At 70.9% G+C, this 14,740-nt stretch carries 13 protein-coding genes; 7 read left to right on the top strand and 6 right to left on the bottom strand.

Annotation, left to right across the window (positions count from 1 at the left end):
* Positions 1-150: 150 nt before the first annotated feature.
* From OG776_RS06895 to OG776_RS06910, 4 genes are all read left to right on the top strand, one after another.
* Positions 151-1,215, top strand: a complete 1,065-nt coding sequence (locus tag OG776_RS06895; RefSeq protein ID WP_261994889.1) for a LacI family DNA-binding transcriptional regulator — start codon at positions 151-153, stop codon at positions 1,213-1,215.
* A 414-nt stretch (positions 1,216-1,629) separates the two neighbouring features.
* The gene (locus tag OG776_RS06900; RefSeq protein ID WP_148012687.1) at positions 1,630-2,961 is read left to right on the top strand and encodes an extracellular solute-binding protein; all 1,332 of its coding nucleotides are present in this window, start codon (positions 1,630-1,632) and stop codon (positions 2,959-2,961) included.
* 12 nt (positions 2,962-2,973) lie between these two features.
* Positions 2,974-3,924, top strand: a complete 951-nt coding sequence (locus OG776_RS06905; RefSeq protein ID WP_148012688.1) for a carbohydrate ABC transporter permease — start codon at positions 2,974-2,976, stop codon at positions 3,922-3,924.
* A gap of 11 nt (positions 3,925-3,935) precedes the next feature.
* Positions 3,936-4,802: a carbohydrate ABC transporter permease gene (locus OG776_RS06910; protein ID WP_148012689.1), complete on the top strand. Its 867-nt coding sequence runs from the start codon at positions 3,936-3,938 to the stop codon at positions 4,800-4,802.
* Positions 4,803-5,000: 198 nt separating this feature from the next.
* Here the strand turns inward: OG776_RS06910 and OG776_RS06915 are convergent, their stop codons facing one another.
* The 3 genes from OG776_RS06915 to OG776_RS06925 form a co-directional block, all read right to left on the bottom strand.
* Entirely contained in the window at positions 5,001-5,939 is a 939-nt protein-coding gene (locus OG776_RS06915; RefSeq protein ID WP_148012690.1) for a MerR family transcriptional regulator, read from the bottom strand.
* Positions 5,940-6,011: 72 nt separating this feature from the next.
* Positions 6,012-7,133 carry a helix-turn-helix domain-containing protein gene (locus OG776_RS06920; protein WP_329319552.1) on the bottom strand — a complete coding sequence of 374 codons (1,122 nt, stop codon included), beginning with the start codon at positions 7,131-7,133 and terminating at the stop codon, positions 6,012-6,014.
* Positions 7,130-8,095, bottom strand: coding sequence for a peptidoglycan-binding protein (locus OG776_RS06925; protein WP_148007248.1), 966 nt, complete (start codon positions 8,093-8,095; stop codon positions 7,130-7,132). Before OG776_RS06925 ends, OG776_RS06920 begins: the two co-directional genes overlap by 4 nt.
* Positions 8,096-8,358: 263 nt before the next feature.
* Here OG776_RS06925 and OG776_RS06930 point away from each other — a divergent pair, with 263 nt between their 5' ends.
* Together OG776_RS06930 and OG776_RS06935 are read left to right on the top strand one after the other, a co-directional pair.
* Positions 8,359-8,805: a peptidoglycan-binding domain-containing protein gene (locus OG776_RS06930; RefSeq protein ID WP_148007247.1), complete on the top strand. Its 447-nt coding sequence runs from the start codon at positions 8,359-8,361 to the stop codon at positions 8,803-8,805.
* A 200-nt stretch (positions 8,806-9,005) separates the two neighbouring features.
* On the top strand, positions 9,006-10,703 hold the full coding sequence (locus OG776_RS06935) for a peptidoglycan-binding protein (protein WP_329319555.1): 1,698 nt from the start codon (positions 9,006-9,008) through the stop codon (positions 10,701-10,703).
* 86 nt (positions 10,704-10,789) lie between these two features.
* On the opposite strand, the gene OG776_RS06940 is transcribed toward OG776_RS06935, so the two are convergent.
* Entirely contained in the window at positions 10,790-10,999 is a 210-nt protein-coding gene (locus tag OG776_RS06940; protein ID WP_148007246.1) for a hypothetical protein, read from the bottom strand.
* A gap of 323 nt (positions 11,000-11,322) precedes the next feature.
* Between OG776_RS06940 and OG776_RS06945 the strand changes: the two genes are divergently transcribed.
* The gene (locus OG776_RS06945) at positions 11,323-12,774 is read left to right on the top strand and encodes an FG-GAP and VCBS repeat-containing protein (protein ID WP_148007245.1); all 1,452 of its coding nucleotides are present in this window, start codon (positions 11,323-11,325) and stop codon (positions 12,772-12,774) included.
* A gap of 242 nt (positions 12,775-13,016) precedes the next feature.
* Here the strand turns inward: OG776_RS06945 and OG776_RS06950 are convergent, their stop codons facing one another.
* Together OG776_RS06950 and OG776_RS06955 are read right to left on the bottom strand one after the other, a co-directional pair.
* Complete coding sequence (locus OG776_RS06950) at positions 13,017-13,424, bottom strand: hypothetical protein (protein WP_148007244.1); 408 nt, start codon at positions 13,422-13,424, stop codon at positions 13,017-13,019.
* 230 nt (positions 13,425-13,654) lie between these two features.
* The gene (locus OG776_RS06955) at positions 13,655-14,638 is read right to left on the bottom strand and encodes a tetratricopeptide repeat protein (protein WP_148007243.1); all 984 of its coding nucleotides are present in this window, start codon (positions 14,636-14,638) and stop codon (positions 13,655-13,657) included.
* Positions 14,639-14,740: the final 102 nt, after the last annotated feature.

The following is a 14,740-nucleotide window of genomic DNA, read 5'->3' on the forward strand; positions in this document are numbered from 1 at the left end:
GAGTGATCGTTTGCATCGATGCAAGGCCTACCGAGGTGCGAGAGTGAGTCGGAGCTCCCCGGTGCGGCAGACTCTGAGAGCCTGCCGGACGCCGGGCCGGGGGGGGACCCGGCAGGCTCCGGGTGCCGGCACGACGGGAAGGAGGCCCCAGTGGCCAGAGTGCGGATGCGGGACGTGGCCGAGCACGCCGGGGTGTCGGTGCGGACGGTGTCGAACGTGGTCAACGGCTTCTCGCACGTGAGCCCCGACACCCGCGCCAAGGTGCAGCGCTCACTCGACGAGCTGGGTTACCGCATGGACTACCTGGCCCGGGGCCTGCGCTCGGGCCGGACGGGTTTCATCGCCCTGGCGGTGCCGTTCGTCGCCGAGCCCTACTTCGCCGAGCTGGCCCAGGCCGTCATCCGGGCCGCAGCCCGGCGCGACATCACGGTGCTGGTGGAGTCGACCGCGGGCGACAGCGAGGTGGAACGGCGGATCCTGGAGGGCGGCCTGACCAATGTCGCCGACGGCGTGCTGCTGAGCGCCCTGACCCTCCCGGCCGACGGCATCGCGGCCAAGAAGCCGGACTTTCCGCTGGTCATGCTGGGTGAGCACACCGTCGGTGACCAGTTCCCGCGGGTCGGCATCGACAACGTGGAGGCCGCCCGCACCGCGGTCGAACACCTCCTGGAGCAGGGCTGCCGCTGGATCGTCGCGCTCGGCCGCAACGGCAGCGAGAACGGCCGCCAGCGCACCGAGGGGTACGAGCAGGCGATGTCGGCGGCCCGGGTGCGACGGGTGAACTGGCTGGTGGTACCGGTCGAGGACTGGACCAGGGAGCAGGGCTACGCGGCCGTACGGGAGCTGCTGGAGGGCGACGGCCCGCTGCCCGACGCCATCTTCGCCTTCAACGACGCGCTCGCGGTCGGCGCGCTGCGAGCCCTGGACGCCTCCGGGGTACGCGTGCCCGAGGACATCGCCGTGGTGGGCATCGACGCCATCCAGGAGTCGGCCTACACCCACCCGCCGCTCACCTCCGTCGCCCCCGACCTCGACGCCATCGCCGAGCGCTCGCTGACCCTGCTGGAGGAGCAGATGCGGGCCCCTGCCGAGCCCGCCGGCACCGACTCCGCCGAGGACGCGCAGGCCGGAGCGGTGCCCGCGGCCCCCCAGGAGACCACCCCGTACCGCCTCGTCGTCCGGGAGTCCTCGCGTCGCGAGCCCGCCCAGGGGTGAGCCGGTGCGGGGGCCGACCCCCGCGATGTGACGCCTGTCGCTGTGTGATCCCCGTCGCGGTGGACGACGGCCCGGCAGGTGCAGGCTGGGTCCGGCACGTCGGGCGCGGCGCGCACGCGCGCCCCCGAGGTGCCCGATTTATGAGGGTGTGAGTCAGTGTGATCCCAGCCCTGACCGGCATGGCGAGGCGGACACGCCGCCGCCGATCCTCCCCCCGCGCCGTTGCGCGGCCGACCCCGGAAAGGCCGCGGAACCCTGCCCGGCCAGGTCGCGAGAGAAGGGTGGCAGGGGCACGACAGCGGCTCCGCGGACTCCTTTCCATCGATCTATTGCATCGTTGCAAAACGTGTGCGAGGGTCTGCGCCATCGAGTTCACATCGAATTAACGAGGTGAATACCCCTATGAGCGGAGCGATGGCTCGCCGACGGTTTCTTGCCCTCAGCGGTGGCCTTGCCCTGACCGGAGGGCTCGCGGCGTGCTCCTCCCCGCTCGCGTCCGGCCTGACGGGCTCGCAGCCGAACACGGCGGATGTCATCTTCTGGAACCTCTTCACCGGTGGTGACGGCGCCAACATGGTGCTGATGGAGAAGGCGTTCCGGAAGGCCGACCCGGGAACGACGGTCGAGGCGACCATCCTGGGCTGGGGCAATCCGTACTACACCAAGCTGGCACTGGCCACCGCGAGCGGCACGCCACCGGACGTCGGCATCACCCACCTCTCGCGGCTTCCGCTGCTGGCCGCGTCCGGCCTGCTGGAGCCGATCGAGCGGACCCCCCTCGGGGAACTGGGTGTCACCCAGGACAAGTTCACTCCGGCGGCCTGGAAGAAGGCCACCGTGGACGGCACGGTGTACGCGGTCCCGCTGGACACGCACCCCTTCGTGCTCTATTACAACGTCGACATCGCCCGCAGGGCGGGACTGCTGAACTCCGCCGGTGACGGCCTCGTGCCCCTCAAGGGCAAGGAGGACTTCGTCGGCGCGGTGAAGGCGATGAAGGACGCCGGCGGCGCCCGGTTCGGCGCGGTCATGTCGATCACCGCCGACCCGTCCACCGCCTGGCGCTTCTTCAGCATGGTCTACTCCGGCCTCGCCGGCCCGATCGTCACCGACTCGGGGACGAAGATCGCCATCGACGAGGAGGCGATGCAGGAGACGGTCGCCTTCATGCAGAGCCTGACCGGCCCGGACCTGATGCCGAAGAACCTCACCGGAGCCGGCGCCAACGCCCTGTTCTCCACGGGCAAGTCGGGCTTCCTCTTCGACGGCGAGTGGCAGATCCCGACGTACCGGGCGGTCAAGAACCTGAAGTTCAACGTGGTGCCGTTCCCGGCGCTGCTCGGCTCGAAGCCAGTGGCGTACGCCGATTCGCACGCGCTGGTCCTGCCGCGCAACGACCGCGGCGACGAGACCCGTACCCGCAACGCCTCGAAGTTCGTCAAGAGTCTCCTCGACAGCAGCGCGGTGTGGGCCGAGGGCGGGCACATCCCGGCCTGGCTGCCGACACAGCACAGCAAGGCGTTCCTCGACCAGTCGCCGCAGCGCAACTACGTCGAGGCCGCGTTCAACGCCCAGTACGACCCGGTGGCCTGGTACACCGGCGCCGGCTCGGACTTCCAGGGCGTGATCGGCGGCACGGTCATCGAGGCGCTCAACGGGCGCATCACGCCCAAGGGCATGGCGTCCGCGATGCGCTCCGCCCTGAAGCGGTACACCACGTCCCGACCGCCGGTCACGATGAAGTAGGAGGCAGTCACCATGACGACCGTCGCCCCGACGCGACCGGCACCCGCCGCGGCTGCCCCCACGGGCCTGACCGCCGACCGGCCCACCCGTTCCGAACGCAGGGCGGGCAGACTGCTCACCGCCCCCTTCCTCGTGGTCTACCTGCTCTTCCTGGTCGGCCCGCTGCTCGTCGGCGTGGTGCTGAGCTTCTTCAACACCACCACCGTCAAGAGCGGCCTCGGGGACTTCGTCGGCCTGTCCAACTACCGCGAGGTACTGGGCGACTCCCTCTTCTGGGAGAGCCTGTGGCACTCGGTGCTGTTCACGCTGCTGACCACTCCCCCGCTGGTGATCCTCGCCCTGGGCGTCGCCATCCTGGCCTCGCGCATGCGCCGCGGCCGGCTCTTCTACCGCATCGCCTTCTTCCTGCCGTACGTCGTGCCGTCCTCCGTGGTCACCCTGGTCTTCCTGTGGATGTACACCCCGCAGATCGGCCTCATACCGAAGGTCTTCGACGCCGTCGGGCTGCCGGTGCCGGACTTCATCGGCAGCACTTCGGGCGGCTGGACCGCCGTCGTGCTGATGACCGTGTGGTGGACCTTCGGCTTCAACTTCGTCCTCTTCACCGCCGCGATCCAGGACGTCCCCGCGGACGTCTACGAGGCGGCGGCGATCGACGGCGCGAGCCCCTGGCAGCAGATCCGCCACATCACGGTGCCCCTGCTCGGCCGGACCACCAGCCTGGTGCTGATCCTTCAGATCCTCGCCTCGCTCAAGGTGTTCGACCAGATCTACCAGCTGCTCGGCGGCGGACCCAACCAGTCCACCCGACCGGTCATCGAGTACATCTACGACACCGGCTTCACCGCCTACCGGGGTGGCTACGGCGCTGCCGCCACCATGGTGTATTTCGTCATCATCGTCGCGATCTCGGCGGCCTGGTACGGGCTGCGGCGCCGTCGTGCGACCAGCAGCGCGGCCTGAGCGGAGGACTCATGACCACCATCACCCAGCCGCGGCCCGCCGACCCGAAGGGCGCGGTCAACGGCGCCAAGCTCTTCAACCGGCTCTGCGCCGTGTGCCTGACCCTGTTCGCCCTGATCTGGCTGGTGCCCTTCGTCTGGGCACTGATCACCTCGCTGCGCGACGACGCGTCCATCACCCAGAGTCCCACGTCGATCTTCGCCGGCGGCTGGTCACTGGACGCGTACTCGACCTCCTGGGACAACCATCCGATCGGCACCTGGTACCTCAACAGCCTGGTGATCTCGGTGCTCGCCGTGATCTTCACGGTGGCCTTCTGCTCCATGGCCGGGTTCGCGCTGGCCTTCCTGCGGTTCCGCGGCCGGGGCGTGGTCATGGCCGTCGCCACGGCCGGCCTGATGCTGCCGACCGAAGCGCTGGTGCTGCCCCAGTTCATCGAGTACCGGTCGTTCCACCTGCTCGGCACGTTCTGGGCACTGGTCCTGCCGTCGGTCGCGGCACCGATCTCGGTGTTCGTCTTCCACTCCTTCTTCCGCGGCATCCCCACGGCGCTGATCGAGGCGGCCCGCATCGACGGGGCGAGCTGGTGGCGCATCTACGCCAACGTCTGCATGCCGATCTGCCGCCCGGCGGTGTCCACGGTCGCGATCCTCACCTTCATCAGCTCCTGGAACTCGTTCCTGTGGCCGCTGCTGGTCCTCAGCCAGACCAAGTCCCAGACCATCCCGGTGGGCCTGGCCTCGCTGGTGGACCCGAGCAGTCCCCAGTACGCCGAGGTCATGGCCTCCTCGGTCCTCGGCTTCATCCCGCTCATCGCGGTCTTCCTGGTCTTCCAGCGGCAGATCGTCCAGGGAATCGCCACGACAGGCATCAAGTGACGGACCCCTCCCCCGCCGCGGCGGTGCCACGTCCCCCACCGGGAGACCGGAACGGGAGACGGCACCGCCGCGGCGGCGTGCCCGGTTCGTACCCCCACTTTCGCGGCACCCGGCACGGCGCCGCGTCGTCCACCGGGCGGAGAAGCGCTCCCCCGTCTCCGGTCCCCGTCGCTGGTGCGGGCCGGTGGGACCGCCGGGTCATCGAGCCGCCCGGTTGCGCAGGGCGGTGAGGGACCAGTCGAGCACCGGGGCGAGCCGGTCGGGCTCCGGCCAGCCGTTGACCAGCGCGAGCAGACGGAAGTACCGCTCCCTGCGGGGGTCGTTCACGGCCTCCAGACGGTGCAGCAGCCACCGGCGCAGGGCGCCGTCGTCGGGACGGTGGTGGATGCGCGCGCACCGGGCGGTGAGCACCGCGACGATCTCGTCGGCCTGGGGCGCGTACGGACTGACGCCGGACGCCACAGCGGGTCCGACGAGATCACGGGCGACGGCGACCACGCCCGGGCGCGGTCGTACGGGGGCGCCCCGGGGCGGCTCGTCCAGGTGATCGGCGGCCAGACCGCGCACCATGGCGCGGAAGTCCGCGTCCAGGGACAGTTCGGCCAGCTCCACCCAAGCCCTGACCTGCTCGTCCGTCGGCCTGTCGGGCAGCTCGGGTGTCATGGAGCGCCGGACCCCCGCGAGGCGGGAGCCACCGAGCGGACCGTCGAATACGTTGTCGAGGAAGTCGTCGATCAGATGTCGGCGTTCGGCTTCCGAGAGGGTGGCCAGCCGGTGCATGAGTTCCATCTCCTCGGGGGTGGGCGCGCGTTCCGCGGCGGCCGTCAGCACCGCCCGCCGCAGACGCAGGATGCTGATCTGCACGTCCAGTGCGGCGGCGTGCTCCGCGGCGACCTCATCGAGGGTGCGTTCCCGATCCACGACTTGGCGGACCACATCGAGGCCGAGCCCCAGTTCTCGGAGGGTCCGCACGAGGGCGAGGCGGGTGACGGCCTCCGGGGCGTAGCGCCGGTAGCCCGCGTGTGTGCGGGCGACGGGCGCCACGATGCCGCGGTCGGAGTAGAACCTGATCGTCTTGACCGCCAGCCCGGTGCGCCGGGCCAGTTCACCGATCGAGTAGAGGATGTCGCCGTCCATGGGCTCATCTTCCGGTCTCCCCCTGCGGGAGACTCAAGTCCGAGCTCACGTCTCCACGCGCCGTCGCCGAACTCAGGGTGCGGATTTCTCGCGTTGCGTACGCGCCTCGAAGCATTCCTTCCGGCCGCCCGCCGCGGGAAGGAAACAGGATCGCACGGACGTCCCGAGGCTGATCACGCTCATGGTGGTGTGGACATAGGTGTCCGCCTCGTTGCGGCTGGTGACCCGGGCGGCGCGGAGGGAGTCGTCCCGGCCGCCCACACGGATCTCGACACGGTCGTCCACGGCCGCGCCCCACATCCGCACCCAACTCGTCCCGCATTCCTCGCTGTAGCGGACTTGGATCCAGGCTCCCGTGGTGGTCTCGTGCTCGGCGAGGGTCAACGGGGATGCGGCGCACCGCGTCGAGATCGGGTCCTTGTTCTCGCAGGCGGTGTGCCGGCACAGTGCCCCCGTGACCGGAGGGGATGTGGGGGACGGTGACACCTGCCTGCGCGGGGCGGCGGGAAGGTGCGTCAGCACCAGTGTTCCCAGGACCACGGCGCCGAGCGCGGACGCGAGGGCGGCGAGGACGGTTGCGCGCCGGTGGGTGGCCGGGCCGAAGCGGGCGTGGTCAGGGGCGCGCGGTGCTGATTCGCTCGCGGCTGTCTCGCTCCGGCCCGTGGCGGGCGGAGAGCTGACGGGCCGAGCGGTGATGGACGAGTCGGTCGGGGACGGGTCGGTCGCGGACGCGCCGGTCGCGGGGGCGTCGGTCGCGGGGGCGTCGGTCGCGGGGGCGTCGGTCGCGGGGGCCGCAGCCGGAGGGTCGCTTCGGGTGGCGGTGAGCTGCCGCGCGGGTGGCTCCCGCGTCGACTGGATGTCCTCCGTCGGGTCCGTCCGGTCCGACTGACCCACCTGATCCGCTGGGTTGGTCCGCTCCGTTCGGTCCGTTCGGTCCGTTCGGTCCGTTCGGTCCGTTCGGGCGATGTCCAAGAGCGCCAGCAGATGGTCCGCGGGCTCACCGGCGAGACGGCACAGCTCCTTGACCGCACTGCGGGACGGCAGGCTCTTGCCGTTGAGATAGCGCTCCCAGGACGACTTGCTGAAGGTGGTCGCGTTCGCGAGCTGCGCCAGGCTCAGCCCGGTGCGCTGCTTCAACTGCCTCAGCGCGATGGCCAGTCGGGCACCCGACGGCGAGGGTGCGCTCGGAGTCATCCGCGCAGCGCCTTCCAGGAGCGCGGCCCCAGCATGCCGTCGGCGACCAGGCCGGCGCGTTGTTGAAACGCCTTGACCGCCCGCAGGGTCAACGGGCCGAACATGCCGTCGATCCCACCGGGTGAGATGCCTGCCCGGCGCAGCAGGCACTGCGCCTCGGCGACATCGGCACCGGTGGCGCCGTAGAAGATCTCGGTGTTCCGGCCGTCGTTGATGCCGGCCGACCAGTGACCGTCGACGCGAGTGATGCGGCAGGTGTAGGTGGGCGGTGGCGAGGCCGTGGTGGTGCGGGGCGAGACCACGACAGGCGCCGGAGCACCGTCCTCGTCGAGGCGCAGCATGAGCAGCACCGCCGCCAGTACGGCGACGGTCAGGGCGACGACGCCCGCCGTGAGGGCGATGTGCGGGAACCGGCCGGGGGCGGGGGCGGGTGACGGCGTGCGGTCGATCGACGAGGCCGGTGCCGCGACCTGCGGCTCCGTCTGCTGTATCGGTGGTATCGGCTGTCCCTGCTTCTCCTCCCGCTCCTCGCCCTGATCCCCTCTCCCCTCCCGCGGGCGCTCGCGCTGTTGTTCCTGCTCCTGCTCTTTTTCGTGCTCTTTCTCCTGCTGCCGTTCCGGCTGTTGTCCCTCCTGGTGTCGCCGCTCCCGCACGGGCGCGGTGGGCCGGGGTGGTGCGGCCGGGCCGGCACGGCGGCTGCCCCAGGTGGCGGCGGCGACCTCGTGCAACGCGAAGAGAGGGACGGGGTCGGCGCCGGTGATCCGGGCCAGCGCCTCGACCGCTTCCCCGGGCGGCAGCGTCGTACCTCCCAGGTAGCGCTCCCACGACCTGGCGCTGTAGCCGGTCTTGGCCGCGAGTTGCCGCATCGTCAACTCGCTGTGGTCCTTGAGTCGACGTAACTGCTCGATCAACTGCCGGGCGCAGGGATCTAGTTCGGCGGGCAGCACCTTGGAGCGCGGCATGTTTCCCCCCAATGCGTTCATCGGTGTCAACAGCGGCCCCCTCCGCTGTTGCGCATTCTGCATGAGCCCACCACATCTGTCACAGGTGTCTCACGCCACCGTCCTGCGGGACGGTGGCGTCCCAGGTCAGCGGGGTGGTCGTCCCGAAAAGCCGCCACCTGCGCCGCGGAGGTAGCCGTCGCGCCCGGGTCGCCCGCACCTTGGATCTCGCCACCTGCCCGCCGGGCGGGACAGGTGCCGACCCACGACCGAAAGAGGAACGCATGCGACCGAACGCTCTGGGCAGGACCATCGCCGGCCTCATCGCCGTTGCCGGCCTCGCCGCCGGAAGTGTGGCGACCGCGGGGACCAGCTTCGCGGCGACCGCGACCACCGCGCGGTCCGCCGTGGCCGTACAGCCCGCAGCCGCGGCCGCGACGCAGAACTTCGGCCTGACCACGGCCGAGGCCAAGAACGTCCAGGAGTTCCTCGCGGACTACTGGGGTTACACCGACTCCATCGACGGCCAGCTGGGCACCAACAGCTGGAAGGCATTCCAGCGCTGCCTCGCGAGGTACTGGGGATACACGGGCGCCATCGACGGGGACCCGGGCACCAACACCATCAAGGCGCTGCAGCGTCTGCTGGCGGACGACTACGGCTACACGGGCGCGATCGACGGCGTCGCCGGGGCGGGCACCCGGGCGGCGTTCAAGCGCTTCGCCGCCTGATCAGCCCGGCTCACCCGGCGGGGCCGCCGTTCGGACCGGTCCGAACGGCGGCCCCGCCGACCGACACCGGGTCCCGGCCCGTCCTCGCGGAGCGAGGGCGGGCCGGGGACGCGTGTTCCCGCTCCTCGTCCGGACCGGGTCCGGCCCCGTGACCACGCGGCGCAGGCCGGAAAGCACCGGACACACCCGACGGCCGTCACATGACCATGCGTCAGGCCGTGTTCCAGCGAACGAAGGAGAACCTCGCCGCCATGGGAAGACTCGCGCCCCCAGTGCGCACCGAAGACGCAAGCTCACGGCGCCGGGAGGCGCGCCGCACCGGGACCGGGTGGCGGATCCGCGTCGGGACCTTCGCCGCAACCGCGGCGATGATCTCGGCCGGCCTCGTGCTCGGTGCCGGCCCCGCGATGGCGGCCGCGCCCGCCGCGATCAAGCTGACCTCCGCGTCCTGCCCCGTCGAGATCGTGCAGGGTCAACTCAGCGGCTGTGTGACGGAGTTGCAGAACCTGCTCAACGCGCACGGTGCCGGTCTGGTGGTGGACGGCCAGTTCGGGCCGAGTACGCTCTACGCGGTCCGTGAGTACCAGGCGTCCACCGCGATCGCCGTGGACGGGCGGGTGGGCCCCGCGACCAAGAGCAAGCTGTACGCGACCGGAGGCTCGGCGCCGGCCCCGATCAACCTCCAGTCCTCCTCGTGCCCCGCGAACATCGTCCAGGGCGACAAGGGCGGTTGTGTCACCGAGCTCCAGCGGCTGCTGCGCCACCACGGTTACGCGGTGGACGTCGACGGCGACTTCGGCGCCGGGACCGCGAGTGCCGTGCGCAGCTTCCAGACCTCCTACGGCCTGACGGCCGACGGCCAGGTCGGCACCAACACCAAGCGTGCGCTGTACGACACCGACGAGTCACCCTCGACGGGCCTGGACCTGCGGTCGTCATCCTGCCCGGAGAACATCGTGGAGGGCCAGAGCGGCGGTTGCATCGCCACGCTGCAGTCGCTGCTGAACGGCAAGGGCCAGAGCCTCGACGTCGACGGCAGTTTCGGCCCCCAGACCCTGGCGGCCGTGAAGGCGTTCCAGTCCGCGAGCGGCCTCAGCGCCGACGGCGAGGTCGGTCCGAACACCAAGGCCGCCCTGTACGCGAACATCGGCGGTGGCGGCGGCAACGGCGCGCCCGCGCCGATCAACCTGAACTCCGCCTCCTGCCCCGGCGAGATCGTCCAGGGGCAGCGGAGCGGCTGCGTCACCGAGCTGCAGAGCCTGCTCAACCACCACGGTGCCGACCTAGCCGTCGACGGCGACTTCGGTTCGCTCACCGACAGCGCCGTCCGGGACTTCCAGGCCGAGAAGGGTCTCTCGGTCGACGGCCATGTCGGTCCGAACACCAAGTCCGCACTGTACGGCGCGGTCACCCCGCCGTCGTCGCCCCCGCCCGGCGGTGGCTACGCCAAGATGCTCGACGTGGCCGCGGCCGAGGTCGGTACGGTCGAGGGCAGCGCCCGCGCGAACAGCTACGGCTCCGCGGTGGGGCTCTCGCTGTCCACCAGCGACTACGCCTGGTGCGCGACCTTCGTGAGCTGGGTGGCCAAGCAGACCGGGGCCACCTCCTACCGCAACTCCTATGTCTCGGGCTGGGTCAAGCAGGCGCGGGCCGGCAACTACCACCTGTCGGTGACGACCAGCCCGCAGCCGGGTGACATCGTGGCCTTCGACTGGGACGGCGGAAGCGACTTCACCGGCGGGAACGAACACATAGGTTTCGTGCGGACGGTGTCCGGGTCGTCCTTCACCACGGTCGAGGGCAACACGGGTAACCCCAACGGCGGCAGTGACGGTGTGTACGTCAAGTCGCGTTCCACGAACAGCGGTTACGACGTGGTCTTCATCCGGGTCCGCTGAGCGGCCGTGCCGGGGTTCCCGGGAGGTCTCGCCCGCACCGGGCGGTCTCCTCGGAGCTCCGGCACTCCGCACCCCGCCCCGGAGGGTCAGGCGGGCCGGACCTCCACGGCTCGTACCGCCGCGACCGCCCCTTCGGTCGCGTAGATGACGGGCTGTCCCTCCGTGACCCGGTCCACGAACCTGATGGCCTGTGCCTGGAAGGGAACGTGCTCGTCACCGCCGTAGGGCGCGATGAGGCCTAGCCCGTTCGCGACATCGAAGGAGACCACCTTGCCGGCTCGCAGACCACTCCGCACCTGACACCTCCGCTGACGCTGCCGACCAGTGCCCCATCTTTCCCCTTCCGAAGGGGTCCGCAACCCGAATCCCCGAACGGGCGCAGACCTTCACTCCGTGACGGGGCCGCCGTCCAGGAGGGTGCCGCCCGTGCCGCAGCGGGCCGGCACCCGGCGGCAGTGCGCCCGGCCCGGGCAGGAGCGGCCGCCGTCCCGGCCTCACCCTTCCGAACGATCGCGGTCCGAATCCGTACAACCATCCGGCCACCCCGTATGTCGTAGAGCGCAGTCGATCTGATCTTCTTCACAGGTCACTCACAGCACGTTCTCGACAACGGAGTCCCATGCACGCCAGACGTACCGCGCTCGCTGCCGCCGTGGCCCTCGTGGCAGCGGTCTGCACACCGTTCCTGACCGCCCCCGTGGCCTCGGCGGCTCCCGCCAAGCTGCCCGACGACTTCAACGGCGACGGCTACCGTGACCTCGTCATGCAGGGCGGCACCCACGGCAAGGACGGCCGCATCACCGTCGTCTACGGCACCTCGTCCGGTCCCGGTACCCGCGTCCAGACCATCCACCAGGACTCGCCGGGCATCCCGGGCTCGGTGGAGGCGGGGGACGGGTGGGCAACCGCCGCCACCACGGCCGACCTCGACCGCGACGGCTACGCCGACCTGGTCGTCTCCTCGCCCGGCGAGAACGTCGGCGACATAAAGATGCGCGGCGGGCTGACCGTCGTGTGGGGTGGCGCCCAGGGCCTCGGCTCGGGCACGGTCTTCAACTCGCCGGTCCCGCAGGAGTACGAGAACGCGGGTGACGCGTTCGGTGAGGACGTGGTGTCCGGTGACTTCGACGGCGACGGCGACCAGGACCTGGCCGTCACCAGCAACAGCCGGGCGGGTGTGGTCCTCCTGAAGGGCCCCTTCACCCGCGCCGGCGGCAAGAGCGGCTGGAGCTCCCTGGGCGACTCCTACGGCCTCCTGTGGGGCGCCGACCTGGTCGCCGGGCGGGTCACCGCCGACGCCGCCACCGACCTGTACATCCTCGGCGCCGACCTCCAGCGCAACAGCGATGTGGACCTGCGGGCCTACTTCCACCGCGGCGGCAGCACCTTCACCCAGCGCGCGGCCGAGGTGCGGGTGCCCGACGACGGGGGCCACCAGAGCGGCGACCTCCTCTCCGTCGGTGACTTCGACAAGGACGGCTACGGCGACCTCGCCATCGGCCGCGGCTACGAACCGGGCGACCGTGAACGCGGTTACGTGACGGTCCAGTACGGGGGCTCGAACGGGCCCAACTCCGCGCGCAAACCGGTCAAGTTCACCCAGGACACGGCCGGCGTGCCGGGCTCCTCCGAGAACGGGGACCGCTTCGGCGCGGCCGTCGCCGCCGGTGACGTCAACGGTGACGGCTACGCGGACCTCGCCGTCGGCATCCCGGGCGAGGACCTCGGCACCACGCGCGACGCCGGCACGGTCACCGTCCTCCTCGGCCGCGCCGGAGGCCTGTCCGGCACCGGTGCCAAGTCCTTCACCCAGGACACCTCGGGCATCACCGGCACCGCCGAGGCCGACGATCTGTTCGGCGCCCACCTCAAGCTCACCGACTTCACCCGGGACGGCCGCTCGGACCTCCTGATCGACACCAATGAGCAGCTGGGCTCCGACAACCGCTGGGGCCTCGTCCACCAGCTGAAGGGCTCCGCCTCGGGCATCACGGCGACGGGCTCGAAGTCCTACTCCGTGACGTCGTTGAAGATGTCGTACAACCGACTGGGCGGACCGTTCGCCCGCTGATCCACCCACCGCCGGGAAGCGATCCCGGCAGGCCCCCGCCCGCCCGCACGGTGCGACGGGCGGGGGCTTCGTGCCGTCCCGGCGAGGAGAGTGAGAACCCGGCCAGGGGGAGCGTCACCCCCGGCGCGCGGAAGATGTCCCTCGGGTACGTGAGGACTTGGCGGCCGGGGACCCGGGTGTCAGCGGGTGGCCGTCCGTCTCGGCGGTCGGCGGTCGGCGGTCGGCGGTCGGCGGTCGGCGGCTCAGATGGTGTCGCTGGTCCAGATGTCCGTGTAGGCCTGGCTGCCGATGAAGGGGTTGCTGACGGCCCAGAGCTCACCCTTCTGGTTCTCCGGCACGTCGAAGTTGCACATCACCCAACCACCGGCCTCACCACGGTCGTTGAAGCACTCACGGCCCCAGTGCGCCGGGAGCTTCGACTTGATCGTGCCCGCGACGGACTCCCCGTTCGCCTTCGTGTCCTTGACATAGACCCGGTCCCCGTAGGCGACGAAGCATGCCTTGGCGCCGGTCGTCGACACACACGTGGCGCCCGACGGAGGCGCGCCGCTCGCGGTGCCGTCCGCCGCGGACGCCGCTGTCGCCGTCCCGACGGCGATGAGTGCCGCCGCCGCGGGAATCACCGTCAGCGCGCCCCTCAGCCTGTTCATACGCTCTCCACTCCGCCGCAATCGTCCCTTTGTCTTGACCGGTGCCATTCAACATCATGTGGTCCCGACCGGACTCACCCACCTCCTGGCGGGGAGGGGAGGAAGGTGACCTCGGTTCTGCCGCAACACCGGTGCGGAGAGCGCCCGTTCACCACCGGCGTCGGATCAGGGATGCACACCTGCGGAAACCCCGGGTCATCGCGAGGCCTACGACGGAAGCCCGGACACCCTCAGCCTCGCTGGATGCCGCGCGCCTCGGCGATGAGTTCCGCGGGCAGGGAAGGGCCCGCGCACGCGTGGTCGACCAGCAGGTCCCGGTACGAGTCGTGGGGCAGCCGGGGGAACAGTCCGATCAACTCGCGCAAGGCGTCCGGCTCGCCCGAGTGCCGGGCGCGGTAGGCGGCCTCGGCCGCGCGGAGCGTGATCTCTTCCGGCCCGTGCTCCAGCCCCTCCGCCGCACATCGCGCCGCGTCGGCGAAACTGCCCTGCTCGGCGTGCAGGTCGGCCAGGTCGAGATGGAGCGACCAGTTGTCCGGCTCCAGGGCGAGGGCACGACGGAACGCCGCCGCCGCGCGTGCCGGATCGCCCGACTTGCGCCAGGTCCCCGCCCGTACGACCTCCGTCAGCATGACCCGCTCGATCGAGTCGGCGCGGTCACAGAGGGCCAGCGACTCTTCGACAAGTCCGCTCGCCCGCAGGAAGATCGCCATCCTGGCCATCGCCTCCGGCAGGGGCTCACGGTCGCAGACCACGGGGAGGAGGTCGAACCAGGGGCGGAGCGCTTCCCGTACCGCGGGTGCCTCCAGGTCCCTGCCGTGGTCCATGGTCCGCATGACCGCCTCGGCCACGGCCTCGGGCCCCACCCCGGCGAGGAAGCGCGCGTCGCTGAACCAAGGGGCCTTCGCCCAGGCGACGGAGGGCTGCGCGCCGGTCACCGAGCCGAGGGACATCACGGCGAAATCCATGTCGTTCTCCAGGAAACCGACATACGCCTGCGCCAGCACCGCCGGCAGGGAGTCGCTGCCCTGAAGCACCTCGGCCAGGTCCTGCCGCCGGTCCCGCCACAGCTCGGCGAGGATCTCGTACGGCTCCGGGGCCTCGGGCGCCGAGGCAATGGCCCTCACCCCGTAATGAACGGCCGCCTTGAGGTCGCCTCCGCAGTGCGCCATCACCCGGGCGAGGCCGACCCCGGGAGCAGCGGTTCGATTCACCATCGCCCGAGAATATAAGAGCCGTTGAACGCCCCTCGGGCCCCGGTACGCGGTAGGCCACGGCCCCGGCCGGGCGTTCCGCCGACTCCGGCCTGTCGCGGCCCT

It is taken from the genome of Streptomyces sp. NBC_01689 (assembly GCF_036250675.1).
Classification (GTDB): domain Bacteria; phylum Actinomycetota; class Actinomycetes; order Streptomycetales; family Streptomycetaceae; genus Streptomyces.